Below are 16,106 nucleotides of genomic sequence, written 5' to 3'. Positions count from 1 at the left end.
AGGCGACAACCAACCGGGCGCTCCAGACGGTGAGTTGGGAATTTGCGGTAGGAAACGGCGAAAAGTCTGGCTGAGAGGGTGCAATTCCCTCTGTAGGCGCGGGTGCGCTCGCGCCTACAGAGGGCCGGATTACCGGGGTTTACAATGTCAAGGTCAGGCGTTTGACCAAGGCACCTGGCAGCAGGTTGGAGGCGGTATTGCGCTGGCTGTAAGTGCTGGCCGACAGTAGCAGTTCCCGATCAGCGGTCAGGGCTTCGAGCTGAGAACCCAGCAAGTGATACACACTGTCATCAAAGCGCATGGTGCTGACCGGCGCCTTGATTTCGCCGTTTTCCACCCAGAACGTGGCGAAGCGCGTCATGCCGGTCAGGCGCGCCGCTGGCAGGTCGGAATAGTTCAGGTACCAGAGGTTGCTGATATATAACCCGGTGCCCAACTGCTTGAGGATATCGGCCTGGACCAGGCTGCCTGCCGCCATTTGCAAGGCGCTGGGAGACTCGTCGCTGCTGGCGCCGTTGGTGCTCAAACCGTATTCGGCGGCGCTGCGAGAGTTGATCAACTGGCCCTCGGCCTTGCCTGCCCGGATCAGGGGCACATCCGCGCGCGGGTAGCCTTCGGTGGAAAACGCCTGGCTCAGGGAACCGCTGATCTGTTCATTGATTGTCACCAGCGGGCTCAGTGATTGCTCACCGGCATACAGGCGCTGCAACGAACTGCCTTTGCTGGCGATGGCCTGGGCCGAAAAACCACCCCAGGTAATGATGCTGATGATTTCTTCCAGCGCTGGCGGTGCAAGGTAGGCACGGTATTGGCCGGGCGCCAGCTTGTGCAGCGGCCGCCCCAGGAACGCCAGTTGCTCGCGGGCCTGTTGAAAGCGTGCGGCAAATTCGGTGCTGTCCCAGGTGTGCCCGGCGTAGCTGGCCTTGACCGCTTCGCCATTGGCGTGGAACAGGCTGAAATCGAAGTTGAAGCTGTTGGCGCAATGCCAGCCGAACGCGCCCGAGGAACTGGCGAAACCACGGCTGATGGGGCCGGCGGCGTAGAAGCCGACCAGATCGACGCCGTCGGCAGCCTGGCTGATGTCGTCCAGCACCTGGGCCAGGGCCGGCAGCGGCCGTCGCTGTTCGTTGCTGCTTTGCCAGGCGTTGTGGCTGAGCAGCAGGTACGGATCACGTGGCAGCAGCGGCAGGGTTTCACGCAGCTGTTGCAGGGCATTGGCCAGACGCTGGCGATCCAGTGCCGCCTCGCCGGACAGGGTGATGCCCAGGTCGGCGTGGCGGCCATCGTTGATCAGCTTGAGGTTCAGGCTGGCCTGTTGCACCTGGCCGGCCTGGCGCACCTGTGCGTGGTTGAAACGCACGAACTCGGACGATTCATCCGCGTAACCCAGGTGGAACTGCTCCTTGTCGGTGACGGCCTGCTTGAGCCAGTCCACCAGTGCCTTGAAGTGGTTCATCAGGCATCGCCCCCAAATACGTCAATGTTACTGAATACACAGGCCGGCGACGCATGGCCGACGCGGATCACCTGGTTGGGCTCGCCCTTGCCGCAGTTGGGCGTACCCAATACCTTGAAGGTGCTGGCGTCGCCGACCGCGCTGAGGTTGCGCCAGAATTGCGCGGAAATTGCCCGATAGTTGGGGTTCTTCACCACGCCCTTGAGTTCGCCGTTTTCAATCAACTGGCCCCACTCGCAACCGAACTGGAACTTGTTGCGCGCATCGTCGATGGACCACGAACGGTTGGTCGACATCAGGATGCCGTTTTCAATACCGCCCACCAATTGCGCCATGCTTTTATCGCCGGCCTCGATATTCAAGTTGGCCATGCGATCGATGGGCGGGCGGTTCCAGCCGCAGGCGCGGCTGTTGGCGACGCCTGGCAGGTTGGCGCGAAATTGCGACAACGCACCGCCCAAGGGCTTGAGCAGCAGGCCATCGCGGATCAGAAATTGCTTGCTGGCGCGGGTGCCGTCGTCGTCATGGCCGTAGCTGGCCAGTTGCTCGGGGATATCGGGGTCGAAGGTCACGTTAAGCAACGGCGAGCCGTATTGCAGATGGCCGAAGTCGCTGGCCTTCACAAAGCTGGTGCCGGCGTAATTGCGCTCGTCACCGAGGATACGGTCCAGCTCCAGCGGGTGGCCGATGGATTCGTGGATCTGCAGGATCATCTGGTCGGGCATCAGCAGCAGGTCGCGTGGGCCATGGGGCGTATTCGGCGCGAGCAGCAATTGCAGGGCTTCGTCGGCCACCTTGCGGGCGGCGCCCACCAGGCCAAAGCGCTGGATCACACCGGCACTGCCTTGCTGGCCGAAGTTGGTACCGCCCAGGGTACGGGTCTGGCTGTCGTTGCCGTCGAAGGCGGTGACACTCAGGCCAGGGAAGACGAAGCGCTGGGCCTGGCGCAATTGCGCGCCGGCGCTGTTGAGATAGATCTGTTCAACCTGCGTAGTGCCAAGGCTCACTTCCCAGGTCACCAGGCGCTCATCCCTGGGCACGGCAGCAGATTCATCGCCGAGCAATTGGTAGCAGTCGCTCAGGGACGGGAAGGGCTGGTCGAGGTCAGGGGACAGGTAGTCGGCGACGTCGCTGGACACTGGCTGTTGGTGCAGGTCGAGCAGGGCGTGGGGCTGGATCAGCCGGGCTTGCTGTTCGGCGCGCTCAAGGGCCGCTTGCAGGCCGGCAAGGGAAATGTCGTTGGTCGCGGCATAGGCTTCTACGCCATTGAGACGCACGGTAAGCATGGCGCCTTCATCGTGGCTCAGGTGCGGTGGTTCGGCGACGTTCTTGCGTACCGACAGGTATTGGCCGGATTCGCGTACGTAGCGCAGGGAGAAGAATTCGGCACGGGTGCGCAGGGCACTGAAGTGCTGCTTGAGAGTGGCGTGGTGTTCGAACATGGGGCCTTCCTTGTGGGCGGCTCGGCGCGCGGCAGGCCAACAGAGTAGGCCGGGGCGCAGAGCTGATCAAGGAAAGTGTAGGGGGGGCTTGCGGTGTCGGGTCGGGCCTCATCGCGGGCAAGCCCGCTCCCACATTTTGATTTGTGAACACAGTCAAATGTGGGAGCTGGCTTGCCTGCGATATCAGGCACCGCGGTGTATCAGTTACTGCGCAGTAGGGCCTACTTCACGCATCGGCTTGCCACGCACCGGCGCATCGCCTGCCACGTAGTAGTCGGCGGTGCTGCGCGGCAGTGGCTTGCGGCCACGGATCTTGTCGGCGATTTTTTCGGCGATCATGATCGTCGGCGCGTTCAGGTTACCGGTGGTGATGATCGGCATGATCGACGCATCGACTACACGCAAGCCCTGCATACCATGCACGCGGCCTTCGCCATCCACTACGGCCATCTCGTCGGTGCCCATCTTGCACGAGCAGGACGGGTGGAACGCGGTTTCGGCGTGCTCGCGGATGAACTTGTCGAGTTGCTCATCGGTTTGCACTTCAATACCCGGGCTGATTTCGCGGCCACGGTATTGATCCAGTGCCGGCTGCTGCATGATTTCACGGGTCAGGCGGATGCCATCGCGAAATTCCTGCCAGTCCTGCTCGGTGGCCATGTAGTTGAAGAGGATGCTCGGGTAGTCCCGTGGGTTCTTCGACTTCAATTGCACGCGGCCACGGCTTGGCGAACGCATGGAGCCCATGTGCGCCTGGAAACCGTGCTCTTTCACACCGTTGCTGCCGTTGTAGTTAATCGCCACCGGCAGGAAGTGGTACTGGATGTTCGGCCACTCGAATTCCGGACGCGAACGGATAAAACCGCCGGCTTCGAACTGGTTGCTGGCGCCGATACCGGTGCCGTTGAACAGCCACTCGGCACCGATGGCCGGCTGGTTGTACCAGAGCAGCGATGGGTACAGCGACACCGGCTGGGTGCACGCATATTGCAGGTACAGCTCAAGGTGATCCTGCAGGTTTTCGCCGACGCCCGGCAGGTCGTGGACTACTGGGATGTCGAGGCTTTCCAGCAGCTTGGCCGGGCCGACGCCGGAGCGTTGCAGCAGTTGCGGCGAAGCGATCGCGCCGCTGCACACCAGCACTTCTTTACGCGCACGGGCTTCAACGCGCTCTTCGGCGGCGCCGATCAGGTAGCGCACGCCAACGGCACGCTTGCCTTCGAACAACACTTTGTCGGTAAGGGCGTGGGTGACGATGGTCAGGGTCGAACGCTTTTTAGCCGTGTCCAGGTAACCGCGTGCGGTGCTGGCGCGACGGCCATTCGGCGTGACGGTACGGTCCATTGGGCCGAAGCCTTCTTGCTGGTAACCGTTCAAGTCTTCGGTACGCGGGTAACCGGCTTGTACGCCGGCTTCGACCATGGCGTGGAACAACGGGTTGTTGCCCGCTTTCGGCGTGGTCACGCTGACCGGGCCTTCACCGCCGTGGTAATCGTTGGGGCCGATGTCGCGGGTTTCGGCTTTGCGGAAATACGGCAGGCAGTCGAGGTAGGTCCAGTCTTCCAGACCGGGCAGCTTCGACCAGTTGTCATAGTCCATGGCATTGCCACGGATATAGCACATGCCGTTGATCAGCGAAGAACCACCCAGGCCCTTGCCGCGCCCGCATTCCATCCGGCGGCCGTCCATGTGTGGCTCTGGATCGGTTTCGTAGGCCCAGTTGTAACGGCGGCCTTGCAGCGGGAAGGCGAGGGCGGCCGGCATCTGGGTACGGAAGTCGAGGCGGTAGTCCGGGCCACCGGCTTCGAGCAGCAAAACAGTGACGCCTTCGTCTTCGGTCAGACGGGTCGCCAGGGTGTTACCGGCGGAGCCGGCACCCACAATGATGTAATCGTATTCTTGGGACATGAATGTACCCTCTTTGAAGTGTGGTCAGGTCTGGCGAGTGCTTCGCACTCGATCGCAGGCAAGCCAGCTCCCACATTTGATCGGGTTCACACAGCGCAAATGTAGGAGCCGGGCTTGCCCGCGATGGCCTCACGGGCAATACAAGACTCGCAGGTGTTAGAACACCGAGGCGTAATCGCCCAGCTCAACCTGTACCGATTTGATGCGGGTGAAGTTGTTCAGCGAGCTGATCCCGTTCTCACGGCCTACACCGGATTGCTTGTAACCACCGACCGGCATCTTGGCGTCGGACTCGCCCCAGGCGTTGATCCAGCAGATACCCGCTTCCAGTTGATGAATCACGCGGTGGGCTCGGTTCAGGTCGCGGGTCACCAGGCCGGCAGCCAGGCCGAAGTCGGTGTCGTTGGCGCGACGGATCACTTCTTCTTCGGTCTCGTAGGTGAGGATGCTCATCACTGGGCCGAAAATTTCTTCACGCACGATGGTCATCTCATCGGTGCAGTCGGTGAACACGGTCGGGGCCACGAAGGCGCCTTTGGCGAAGTCGCCGTCGGTCAGGCGATCGCCGCCGCACAGCAGGCGGGCGCCTTCTTCCTTACCTTTGGCGATGTAGCCCAGCACGCTTTCCATGTGGGCGAAGCTGACCAGCGGGCCGAAGTTGGTGTTGTCGTCCTGCGGGTCGCCGACACGGATGCGCGCAACGCGCTCGACAATCTTGGCTTCAAACGCAGCTTGCAGATGCTTGGGCACGAACACACGTGTGCCGTTGGTGCAGACCTGGCCGGAGCTGTAGAAGTTGGCCATCATCGCGATGTCGGCGGCGCGATCCAGGTCGGCGTCTTCGAACACGATCAGTGGCGACTTGCCGCCCAGTTCCATGGTCACTTCCTTGAGCGACGAACTCGAGGCGCTGGCCATGACTTTCTTGCCGGTGTCGGTGCCGCCGGTGAACGAGACTTTCTCGATGCGCGGGTGCTCGGTCAGCCAAGTGCCGACTTCACGGCCGCTGCCGGTCAGTACGTTGAACACGCCAGCCGGAACGCCGGCTTCGGTGTAGATCTCGGCCAGTTTCAGGGTGGTCAGCGAGGTGACTTCGCTTGGCTTGAAGATCATCGCGTTGCCGGCAGCCAGGGCCGGAGCGGATTTCCACAGGGCGATCTGGATCGGGTAGTTCCACGCGCCGATACCGGCGACTACACCCAGCGGCTCGCGGCGGGTGTAGACGAAGGAGGTGTCGCGCAGCGGGATCTGCTCGCCTTCGATGGCTGGCACCAGGCCTGCGTAGTATTCCAGCACGTCGGCGCCGGTGACGATGTCGACGTACTTGGTTTCGGAGAAGGCTTTACCGGTGTCCAGTGTTTCCAGGGCGGCCAGTTCATCGTTGCGCTCGCGCAGGATGTCGACAGCACGACGCAGGATGCGCGAACGCTCCATGGCGGTCATGGCAGCCCAGATTTTCTGGCCCTTTTCAGCGCTGACCACGGCACGCTCGACGTCTTCTTTCGTGGCGCGTTGCACTTGGGCGAGAACTTCACCGTTAGCCGGGTTGATGGCTTCGAAGGTGGCATCGCTGCCAGCGTCGCTGTAGCCGCCGTCAATGTAGAGTTTTTGCAGGTCGAAACGGGCCATAAAGTCCTCGCAAGTGCATAAGTGGTTGGCGTTACCCGCCGTACAGTGGGCCATGGAGTTGTGGCAACACTGAGCGGCGGACGTTCAGGGGTTGAGCGTTTATAAGTGCTCTAACTCACCTGCTTGGCCAATTGGAAATCCATGTATTCGTAAGCGATCCGTTGCGCTTGCTCCGTGTCGAAAGCGTCTCCCGACAGGGCGCCGCGCAACCACAAACCGTCGATCAAAGCCGCCAGGCCGCGGGCTGCGCTGCGTGCCTCGGGTAACGGCATCGCACGGCGGAACTGGCAACACAGGTTGGAATACAGACGGTGATCGTTGATCCGCTGCAACCTGTGCAATGACGGGTGGTGCATGCTGGTGGCCCAGAAGGCCAGCCAGGTTTTCATTGCTGGGCCGTTGACCTGGCTGGCGTCGAAGTTGCCTTCGATGATCACCTGAAGGTGTGCCCGTGGGCTGTCATCCTTCAAGGCACGCCTGCGTTCGTGGACGTTCTCGATCAACGCATTCATCAGGTAGCGCATGGTCGCTGCAATCAGGCCGTTCTTGTCCTGAAAGTAGTGACTGATGATGCCGTTCGAGACGCCGGCCAGCCGCGCAATCAGCGCAATGCTGGCATCTCCCATTCCGACCTGATCGATGGCCGTCAAAGTGGCTTCGATCAACTGCTGGCGGCGTATGGGTTGCATACCGACCTTGGGCATGTAGCACCTCTCCTTAGGCCTGCCGATGGGCGATCCACGTCCGTCGGCTTGAGGGCCAGTCTATTTTGTTTTGATTGAACGTTCAATCAACAAAGAATAAGATCTGCGACAAATGGTCGCTGCCTACAGATATTTCCTACCTGCGAGCTGCAACCTCTGACACCTGCAAAAACCCTTGAAACAGGCCACTTCAGCGCCTGATCACCGCTTCGGCGGGCTCAAGAATTTTCGGGGTGTCTTTATAACACCCGTCCGTCGACTGCCGAAAAATCGATGTCCCGGGATAACCGTTGCCTTGTGTTTCTCTCTCGCACTGCCTGGAGCATCTGCGCCATGAGTTCTGCCTCTCTTATAAAGACCCCGCCGGAAAAGGTCCGGGTCAACGGTTGGGTGTTCTACACCTCCACCGCGCTGATTCTGATATTGACCGCCATCCTGATCATCGCCCCGCAGGAGGCCGGGCGCATGCTCGGCGTAGCCCAGGCCTGGCTTTCCAAGAGCTTTGGCTGGTACTACATGGTGGTCATCGCCGCCTACCTGGTGTTTGTGGTCGGTCTGGCGTTTTCGTCCTACGGGAAATTGAAACTGGGTAGTAAGGACGACACCCCGGACTTCAGCTACGGCGCCTGGGCCGGCATGTTGTTCTCGTCGGGCATCGGCATTTCGCTGTTGTATTTCGGTGCGTCCGAGCCGCTGGACCACTACTTCAACCCGCCCGAAGGCGCAGCGGCCAGCAATGGCGCGGCCCGCCAGGCGCTGCAGCTGACCTTCCTGCATTGGGGCCTGCACGGTTGGGCGATCTATGCCCTGGTCGGCCTGGCTGTGGCGTATTTTGCGTACCGTCATAACCAGCCGCTGGCCTTGCGTTCGGCGCTTTACCCACTGGTGGGCGAGCGTTGGGTGAAGGGCGCGGCCGGCCATGCGGTAGACGGTTTCGGCATGTTCGTCACCTTGCTGGGGCTGGTGACCAATCTGGGTATCGGCTCGATGCAGGTGTCCTCGGGGCTGGAAAACCTGTTTGGCATGGAGCACAGCAACACCAACTTGCTGATCGTGATCATCGTGATGAGCACCGTGGCAACCATCGCCGCTGTATCGGGCGTGGAAAACGGTATTCGCCGCCTGTCCAACCTCAACATCGTGCTGTTCAGCGGCTTGCTGATTTTTGTGCTGCTGTTCGGCCCGACCCTGCACCTGCTCAACGGCCTGGTGCAGAACACCGGCGATTACCTCAACGGCATCATTCTGAAAACCTTCGACCTGTACGTGTACGAAGGCGACGCCGACAAGACCGAGCGCTGGATGGGCCTGTGGACCCTGTTCTACTGGGCCTGGTGGATTTCCTGGGCGCCATTTGTGGGCATGTTCATCGCACGTATTTCCCGCGGTCGTACCGTGCGTGAGCTGGTAGCTGGCGTGTTGCTGATCCCGCTGGGCTTTACCCTGGCGTGGCTGTCGATCTTCGGTAACTCGGCCCTGGACCTGGTGTTGAACCACGGGGCGGTGGAGTTGGGCAAGACGGCGCTGGAGCAACCGTCCATGGCCATCTACCAACTGCTTGAGCATTACCCGGCATCGAAAATTGTCATCGGCGTATCGATCTTCGTGGGCTTTGTGTTGTTCCTGACCCCGGCGGATTCCGGCGCGGTGATGATGGCCAACCTGTCCTGCAAAGGCGGCAATGTGGACGAAGATGCGCCGCACTGGTTGCGGATCTTCTGGTCGGCGGTCATTACGCTGGTGACGATCGGCCTGTTGTTTGCCGGCAACTTCGAAGCCATGCAAACCATGGTGGTGCTGGCAGGGCTGCCGTTCTCGGTGGTGCTGATCTTCTTTATGTTCGGTTTGCACAAGGCGATGCGCCAGGACGTGGCCATCGAACAGGAGCAGGCGCAACTGGCTGAACGCGGGCGTCGTGGGTTCAGCGAGCGCTTGACGGCGCTGGACCTGCAACCGAGCCAGGCCACCGTGCAACGCTTTATGGACAAGCACGTAACGCCGGCGCTGGAAGAAGCGGCGGTTGCGCTGCGTGAGCAAGGGCTGGAAGTGCAGACACTGCTGGGCAAGTCCAAGCGCTGCATCGGCGTGCGGATCGAGATGGAAGAGGGCAACCCGTTTGTCTACGAAGTGAGCCTGGATGCTTACTCGTCGGCGCCGGCTGACTTGCCTGAAGAAGAGCGCACCCGTTATTACCGCGCCGAGGTGTACCTGCACAACGGGCCTCAGGAATACGACCTGATGGGCTTCACCCAGGAACAGATCACCCGGGATGTGCTCGATCAGTTTGAAAGCCATCGGCAGCTCCTTGGCCGGGTCTATAGCTGATAGTTGAGCTGGCGGCGCCTTCACTGGCGCCGCTGTTGCAAGCATTGAATGCGGTCGAATGTGGGAGCTGGCTTGCCTGCGATAGCAAGGGTGAATCCAACATAGCTATCGCAGGCAAGCCAGCTCCCACATTGACCGCATTGCTTTAGTGAGCGTCAGCCCAGGTTCTTGCCCAGCAGGGCATGGTAGAGCTCACTGTCACCCAAGATCCCCACCACCTTGTTGTTGTCATGCAACACCAGCTTGTTCCCCGTCTGGTAGCGAATCTGCAACGCATCGCGCATACCGATGTTGGAGTCCACCAGCGTCGGCACCCGGCCCAGACCTTCCACCGCTTGCCCCGGCGCCCAATTCTGCAGGTTCATCGCCACGCCATTCTGGCGTGCGCCCTGGATGGTGTTGCCTTCGGCCAGGTCCAGCCACGAGTCACCACCCGGATCAAGGCACACCGAACCGTTCACGCGCTTGCAGTTGTCCAGCGTGCGCATCAGGCTGCGTCCGCACAGCACGTTCAGCGGGTTGGTGTGGGCGACGAAGGTGCGCACATAGTCGTCCGCCGGGTTCAGCACGATCTCTTCCGGCACGCTGTACTGGATGATTTTGCCGTCTTTCATGATCGCGATACGGCTGCCCAGTTTCAGCGCTTCATCCAGGTCGTGGCTGACGAACACGATGGTCTTGCTCAACTTGCGTTGCAGCTCCAGCAGCTCATCCTGCAAGCCTTGGCGAATCAGCGGGTCGAGGGCCGAGAAGGGTTCGTCCATCAGCAGGATATCGGCGTCCATCGCCAGGGCGCGGGCCAGGCCGACGCGTTGCTGCATACCGCCGGACAGCTCGTCGGGCTTCTTGTTGCGCCATTGGCTCAGGCCCACCAGTTCAAGCTTTTCATCCACCAGCGTGCGCCGTTCCTTCTCCGGACGGCCCTGCATTTCCAGGCCGAAGCTGATGTTCTCGCGCACCGTCAGCCAAGGCATCAGGGCGAACTTCTGGAACACCATGGCGATGCGTTTGGTGCGCATCATTTTCAACTCGGCGGGGGTGCAGGAGGCGATGTCGATCTGGCGACCTTCATGCTCTACAAACAGTTGGCCACGGCTGACGGTGTTGAGGCCGTTGATGCAGCGCAGCAGGCTCGACTTGCCGGAACCCGACAAGCCCATCAGCACACAGATCTCGCCTTTCTCGATATCCAGGCTGGCCTTTTCAACGCCGACAATCTGCCCGGTCTTCTTCAGAATTTCGTTACGGCTCATGCCCTGGTCCAGCAGCTTGAGCGCTTCGCGTGGGTCTTTGGAAAAGATCACGTCGACATTGTCGAATCGGATAATGCTCATGCATCACCCCCTACTTTAGCGTCGGGTTGTTTGCAGATACGGTCGAGCATGATGGCCAGCAAGACGATCGCCAGACCCGCTTCAAAGCCCAAGGCGATGTCAGCGGTGTTCAGTGCGTTGACCACCGGCTTGCCGAGGCCGTCGGCACCCACCAGGGCGGCGATCACCACCATCGACAACGACAGCATGATGCATTGGGTAATGCCGGCGGCGATGCTCGGCATGGCGTGGGGCAACTCGATGCGCGAGAGCAACTGGCGGCGCGAGCAGCCAAAGGCTTTACCGGCGTCCATCAACTCTTGCGGCACATCGCGGATACCCAGGTAGGTCAGGCGGATCGGCGCGGCAATCGCGAACACCACCGTGGAAATCAGCCCGGGCACCACCCCCAGCCCGAAGAGGGTCAGGGTAGGGATGAGGTAGACGAAGGTCGGTACGGTCTGCATCAGGTCGAGCACCGGCCGCATCATGGTGTAGAACATCGGCTTGTGCGCGGCAACAATGCCCAGCGGCACGCCGATGACCACGCAGACCAGGGTGGCGAACAACACCTGCGCCAGAGTCTCCATGGTTTCCTGCCAGTACCCCAGGTTGAGGATCAGCAGGAAGGAGGCGATGACAAAAACCGTCAGGCCCCACTTGCGTTGAATGAAGTGAGCCAGCAGCGCAATCAGACCGATCAATGCCAGCGGATTGAACCAGGTCAGCGCAAACGTCACGCCGTGGATCATCGTTTCCAGTGTCGATGCGATTGCGTCGAAATAGTTGGCACCGTGTTGGGTCAACCAGTCGACGAAGGCAGCGATGTACTGGCCTAGAGGGATTTTCTGTTCAGTCAGCATGGTAGTGAATGTCCACATGCGAAGGGGAAAACATCCCGGGCCAGCGCACCGGCCCGGGGTCAGCGGGTGCTATTTGGCGAGGTAAGCTTTAACGGCATCGAGCCCTGGTTTGCCATCGACGGTGGTGACACCGGCGAGCCAGGTGTCGAGCACTTGCGGGTTCTTCTGCAGCCAGGCCTTGGCGGCGGCGTCGGCCTTCATCTTGTCGTCCAGGACGTTACCCATCAGGGTGCTTTCCATGTCCAGCGTGAACACCAGGTTTTTCAGCAACTGGCCGACGTTGCTGCATTCCTGGGTGTAGCCCTTGCGGGTGTTGGTGTAGATGGTGGCCTGGCCATAGTTGGGGCCGAACGAATCGTCGCCGCCGGTCAGGTACTTCATCTTGAAGCGGGTGTTCATCGGGTGCGGTTCCCAGCCGAGGAACACGATGGCCTGGTTGCGCTTGGAGGCGCGTTCAACCTGGGAGAGCATCCCGGCTTCGCTGGACTCGACCACCTTGAAACCGGCGGTCTTGAGGCCGAAGGCGTCTTTGTCGATCAGTGTCTGGATGGTGCGGTTGCCGTCGTTGCCCGGCTCGATGCCGTAGATCTTGCCGCCCAGCTCATCCTTGAATTTGGCGATATCGGCGAAGTCTTTCAGGCCCTTGTCGTACAGCGCCTGTGGGACCGCCAGGGTGTACTTGGCGTTCTCCAGGTTGGCGCGCACGGTTTCCACGGTGCCGGCATCACGGTACTGCTTGATGTCGTTTTCCATGGTTGGCATCCAGTTGCCGAGGAAGATGTCCATGTTCTTGCCGTCGGCCAGGGACTTGTAGGTCACCGGTACCGAAATCATCGTGGTGCGCGGCTTGTAGCCCAGGCCCTTGAGGATTTCGCTGGTGGTCGCGGTGGTGACGGTGATGTCGGTCCAGCCGACATCGGAGAAGTTGACGGTCTTGCACTGTTCCGGTTCTGCGGCGTGTGCCATGACGGGCAGACTCAGCATGGCGGCCAACAACAACGAGGGTGAACCTTTCATCGGGGTAGACTCCTGTGTCTTTTCTGGCGGCATTCGCCGCGCTTTATAAGTGTTGCGGTTGGAGCGTGCGAGAACAGCTCTGGCGCGGTGCCTTGCAAACGAGTCGAGACTGATCATGTACCAGTGAAAATCTGACGCCTACAGGGGGCGTCGTATCCAGTACAGGGAGGGTCGCATCCAGTACCGATGACGTCGCTTACAGCTTTTTCCCAAGGTAAAACTGCTGTTTTTACCCATCTGCACCGCAAAAAACGGCCAAAACAGGCGTTCGCACGCGAGCGACGCTGGTGAGCATGGATGCGTCGGTGTGAGACGCCGTGGCGAGCAACAAAAGCTTGATGATGCCGCCATCTGGGCGATCTGAGCGTAGCACCTCGTTCAAGCCCGGCCCGCGCTTATCGAGGAGTTACACGTTAATGGCTATCAGCGTTTTCGACCTGTTCAAGATCGGCATCGGGCCTTCGAGTTCTCACACCGTGGGCCCCATGCGCGCCGCGGCGTTGTTCGTGCAGGCGTTGCGTGAGCGTGAACTGTTGGAACGGGTTCGGCGTGTCGAAGTGCAACTGTACGGCTCGTTGTCTGCCACTGGCATCGGCCATGGCAGTGACACCGCAACCATCATGGGCCTGATGGGCGAGTGGCCGGACGCAATCGACCCCTCGCAAATCGGCGTACGCATTCAAACCTTGCGTGAAACCGACACCCTGTTGCTGGACAGCCGCTTGCCGGTGCCATTTGTGTGGGCGCGGGACATGCGCTTGCTCGACGAGAACCTGCCGTTCCACCCCAACGCCATGACCCTGGTGGTATGGGGCGATGACGGCGAACTGCATCGCGATACCTACTATTCGGTCGGCGGCGGCTTTGTGGTGGATGAGGCCCAGGCCCGAAGCGGCGTGGCCGATATGGACCGCACCGAATTGCCTTACGATTTTTCCAGTGCGGTTGAGCTGTTGCAGCTGTGCAAGACCCACAACCTGCGCGTCGCCGAACTGATGCTGGCGAACGAAAAGACCTGGCGCTCCGAAGAAGAAATCCGCAGTGGCCTGATGAAACTCTGGCGCGCCATGCAGGATTGCGTGGAGCAGGGTCTCAAGCACGAAGGCATCCTGCCCGGCGGCCTCAATGTGCGCCGCCGCGCCGCCAAGTTGCATCGCAGTTTGCAAGAGCTGGGCAAACCCAATGTGATCGGCTCGACCTTGAGCGCCATGGAGTGGGTCAACCTGTTCGCCCTGGCGGTCAACGAAGAAAACGCCGCCGGTGGGCGCATGGTGACGGCGCCGACCAATGGCGCGGCGGGGATCATCCCGGCAGTGCTGCACTACTTCATGAAGTTCAGTGAGGAGGTCACCGAAGCCAACGTGGTCGACTATATGCTCGGCGCGGCGGCGGTAGGTATCTTGTGCAAGAAGAACGCTTCGATCTCCGGTGCTGAAGTCGGCTGTCAGGGTGAAGTAGGCTCGGCTTGCGCGATGGCCGCAGCTGGCTTGGCGGAGATTCTAGGTGCCACGCCGGAGCAGGTGTGCAACGCCGCCGAAATCGGCCTGGAACATAACCTCGGCCTGACCTGCGACCCGGTCGGCGGCCTGGTACAGGTGCCGTGTATCGAGCGCAATGCGATTGCGGCGGTGAAGGCCATCAATGCGGCGCAAATGGCCCTGCGTGGCGACGGCCAGCACTTTATCTCCCTGGACCGGGTGATCCGCACCATGCGTGATACCGGGGCCGATATGCATGACAAGTACAAAGAGACATCACGCGGTGGGTTGGCGGTGAGTGCGGTTGAGTGCTGAGACCCAGTCGCCTGCATCGGGGGCAAGCCCCCTCCCACACTTGATTTGTGAACACCTTCAAAATGTGGGAGGGGGCTTGCCCCCGATAGCAATAGTGCAGACACAATTGCTCATAAAGTGAACACCAGATCAAAAAACGCCACCTTTTAGCGCGTCGCAAACAGATAAGTAGCTACCAAACGATTTCCCTCTCGTCACCTGCGCATTGTGCTTTGGGTGACAGACATGTCCTACGCCCGCAAAGCGCCTTCCCACAAGTGCTACCGATTTGCTCACACGCTTTGAGTAGCACCCTTCTCACGCCATATCCCGCACCCCACGCGCGGGCTTATATAGACGCATCAACAGGTCGTTTTCAGGAGTTATTGAATAGCCATTCAATTTTCGGCATGGCATTTGCTCTGTCAATTCAAAGCCTCTCTCCTCTCGCAGGGGATGAGCGCAATAACAAGAGCCTCGCCTGAGGCCATCACCTGCTTTGTGTGAGGAGATACCGCGATGACGTCGTTCAACTCCGGGGCCCAACCCCAGAACCGTGCGCCTCAATCCATCGGCTTTTTGCTGCTGGACAATTTCACGCTGATTTCACTGGCGTCGGCCGTGGAACCCCTGCGCATGGCCAACCAGTTGTCCGGCCGCGAGCTGTACCGCTGGACAACCCTGAGCGTGGACGGCAACCAGGTATGGGCCAGCGACGGCCTGCAAATCACCCCGGACGCCTCCATGCACAAAGCGCCGGCGCTGGACACGGTCATCGTCTGCGGGGGCGTGGGTATCCAGCGCACGGTCACCCGTGAGCATGTGTCGTGGCTGCAAAGCCAGGCGCGTCAATCCCGTCGCCTGGGTGCCGTGTGTACCGGCAGTTGGGCCCTGGCTTGCGCGGGTTTGCTCGACGGTTTTGATTGCAGCGTGCATTGGGAATGCCTGGCGTCGATGCAGGAAGCCTTCCCGCGCGTCGCGATGAGCACGCGTCTGTTCACGCTCGACCGCAACCGCTTCACCAGCTCCGGCGGCACTGCGCCGTTGGACATGATGCTGCACCTGATCAGCCGCGACCACGGCCGTGAATTGTCGGCTGCCATCTCCGAGATGTTCGTCTACGAACGCATCCGCAACGAACAGGATCACCAGCGCGTGCCGCTCAAGCACATGCTCGGCACCAACCAGCCGAAGCTGCAGGAAATCGTCGCGCTCATGGAAGCCAACCTGGAAGAGCCGATCGACCTGGATGAGCTGGCGGTGTATGTCGCCGTGTCGCGCCGCCAGTTGGAGCGGCTGTTCCAGAAATACCTGCACTGCTCGCCGTCGCGGTATTACCTCAAGCTGCGCCTGATCCGTGCACGGCAGTTGCTCAAGCAAACACCGATGTCGATCATCGAAGTGGCGTCGGTGTGCGGGTTCGTGTCCACGCCGCACTTCTCCAAGTGCTACCGCGAATACTTCGGCATACCGCCACGCGATGAACGTGTCGGTTCCAACACCACCCAGCAAGTGGCGATGATGCCGATTCCGCAGGCACTGGTGTTGTCACCGTTGTCGGGGCCGATGTCGGCGTTGAGCCAGGCCAGGAACGAGTCGACGTTTGCCAGTGTAAGGCTCTAAACCGAGTCGTCTGCATCGCAGGCAAGTCAGCTCCCACCTTGGAATGCGTTCTCC

11 protein-coding genes are annotated in these 16,106 nt (G+C 60.7%); 3 read left to right on the top strand and 8 right to left on the bottom strand.

Annotated elements, in window-relative coordinates; genetic code table 11:
* Positions 1 to 139: 139 nt before the first annotated feature.
* From IH404_RS26385 to betI, 5 genes are all read right to left on the bottom strand, one after another.
* On the bottom strand, positions 140 to 1,456 hold the full coding sequence (locus IH404_RS26385; protein ID WP_194439452.1) for a TldD/PmbA family protein: 1,317 nt from the start codon (positions 1,454 to 1,456) through the stop codon (positions 140 to 142).
* A complete protein-coding gene (locus tag IH404_RS26380; protein ID WP_194439450.1) occupies positions 1,456 to 2,898 on the bottom strand; it encodes a TldD/PmbA family protein in 1,443 nt (480 codons plus the stop codon). The genes IH404_RS26385 and IH404_RS26380 overlap by 1 nt, the downstream gene beginning before the upstream one ends.
* Positions 2,899 to 3,102: 204 nt before the next feature.
* Positions 3,103 to 4,806 (bottom strand): choline dehydrogenase, encoded by a 1,704-nt coding sequence (betA, locus tag IH404_RS26375; RefSeq protein WP_005792174.1) that lies wholly within the window; start codon positions 4,804 to 4,806, stop codon positions 3,103 to 3,105.
* 156 nt (positions 4,807 to 4,962) lie between these two features.
* Positions 4,963 to 6,435 carry a betaine-aldehyde dehydrogenase gene (gene betB, locus IH404_RS26370; RefSeq protein ID WP_005792173.1) on the bottom strand — a complete coding sequence of 491 codons (1,473 nt, stop codon included), beginning with the start codon at positions 6,433 to 6,435 and terminating at the stop codon, positions 4,963 to 4,965.
* Positions 6,436 to 6,545: 110 nt separating this feature from the next.
* Positions 6,546 to 7,139, bottom strand: a complete 594-nt coding sequence (gene betI, locus IH404_RS26365) for a transcriptional regulator BetI (RefSeq protein ID WP_005792172.1) — start codon at positions 7,137 to 7,139, stop codon at positions 6,546 to 6,548.
* Positions 7,140 to 7,529: 390 nt separating this feature from the next.
* On the opposite strand from betI, the gene IH404_RS26360 reads away from it, so the two are divergent.
* On the top strand, positions 7,530 to 9,464 hold the full coding sequence (locus tag IH404_RS26360; RefSeq protein WP_232289439.1) for a BCCT family transporter: 1,935 nt from the start codon (positions 7,530 to 7,532) through the stop codon (positions 9,462 to 9,464).
* Positions 9,465 to 9,619: 155 nt separating this feature from the next.
* On the opposite strand, the gene choV is transcribed toward IH404_RS26360, so the two are convergent.
* The 3 genes from choV to IH404_RS26345 form a co-directional block, all read right to left on the bottom strand.
* Positions 9,620 to 10,798 carry a choline ABC transporter ATP-binding protein gene (choV, locus tag IH404_RS26355; RefSeq protein ID WP_005792170.1) on the bottom strand — a complete coding sequence of 393 codons (1,179 nt, stop codon included), beginning with the start codon at positions 10,796 to 10,798 and terminating at the stop codon, positions 9,620 to 9,622.
* Positions 10,795 to 11,640, bottom strand: a complete 846-nt coding sequence (choW, locus tag IH404_RS26350) for a choline ABC transporter permease subunit (protein WP_003194913.1) — start codon at positions 11,638 to 11,640, stop codon at positions 10,795 to 10,797. The genes choV and choW overlap by 4 nt, the downstream gene beginning before the upstream one ends.
* Before the next feature lie 69 nt (positions 11,641 to 11,709).
* Complete coding sequence (locus IH404_RS26345) at positions 11,710 to 12,657, bottom strand: choline ABC transporter substrate-binding protein (RefSeq protein ID WP_032879044.1); 948 nt, start codon at positions 12,655 to 12,657, stop codon at positions 11,710 to 11,712.
* 416 nt (positions 12,658 to 13,073) lie between these two features.
* Between IH404_RS26345 and IH404_RS26340 the strand changes: the two genes are divergently transcribed.
* Together IH404_RS26340 and IH404_RS26335 are read left to right on the top strand one after the other, a co-directional pair.
* Positions 13,074 to 14,450 carry an L-serine ammonia-lyase gene (locus IH404_RS26340; RefSeq protein ID WP_005792168.1) on the top strand — a complete coding sequence of 459 codons (1,377 nt, stop codon included), beginning with the start codon at positions 13,074 to 13,076 and terminating at the stop codon, positions 14,448 to 14,450.
* A gap of 498 nt (positions 14,451 to 14,948) precedes the next feature.
* Complete coding sequence (locus IH404_RS26335) at positions 14,949 to 16,052, top strand: GlxA family transcriptional regulator (protein WP_005792167.1); 1,104 nt, start codon at positions 14,949 to 14,951, stop codon at positions 16,050 to 16,052.
* Positions 16,053 to 16,106 lie beyond the last annotated feature (54 nt).

This window comes from Pseudomonas sp. OST1909 (assembly GCF_015277575.1).
GTDB lineage: Bacteria > Pseudomonadota > Gammaproteobacteria > Pseudomonadales > Pseudomonadaceae > Aquipseudomonas > Aquipseudomonas synxantha_A.
The sequence above is the reverse complement of the archived record's forward strand: the minus strand, read 5'-3'. Positions and strand labels throughout refer to the sequence as shown.

Bases quoted from the DNA above. Each gene is read 5' to 3' on its own strand.
- IH404_RS26385 (WP_194439452.1), bottom strand. From the start codon at position 1,456: ATGAACCACTTCAAGGCACTGGTGGACTGGCTCAAGCAGGCCGTCACC.
- IH404_RS26380 (WP_194439450.1), bottom strand. From the start codon at position 2,898: ATGTTCGAACACCACGCCACTCTCAAGCAGCACTTCAGTGCCCTGCGC.
- betA (WP_005792174.1), bottom strand. From the start codon at position 4,806: ATGTCCCAAGAATACGATTACATCATTGTGGGTGCCGGCTCCGCCGGT.
- betB (WP_005792173.1), bottom strand. From the start codon at position 6,435: ATGGCCCGTTTCGACCTGCAAAAACTCTACATTGACGGCGGCTACAGC.
- betI (WP_005792172.1), bottom strand. From the start codon at position 7,139: ATGCCCAAGGTCGGTATGCAACCCATACGCCGCCAGCAGTTGATCGAA.
- choV (WP_005792170.1), bottom strand. From the start codon at position 10,798: ATGAGCATTATCCGATTCGACAATGTCGACGTGATCTTTTCCAAAGAC.
- choW (WP_003194913.1), bottom strand. From the start codon at position 11,640: ATGCTGACTGAACAGAAAATCCCTCTAGGCCAGTACATCGCTGCCTTC.
- IH404_RS26345 (WP_032879044.1), bottom strand. From the start codon at position 12,657: ATGAAAGGTTCACCCTCGTTGTTGTTGGCCGCCATGCTGAGTCTGCCC.
- IH404_RS26340 (WP_005792168.1), top strand. From the start codon at position 13,074: ATGGCTATCAGCGTTTTCGACCTGTTCAAGATCGGCATCGGGCCTTCG.
- IH404_RS26335 (WP_005792167.1), top strand. From the start codon at position 14,949: ATGACGTCGTTCAACTCCGGGGCCCAACCCCAGAACCGTGCGCCTCAA.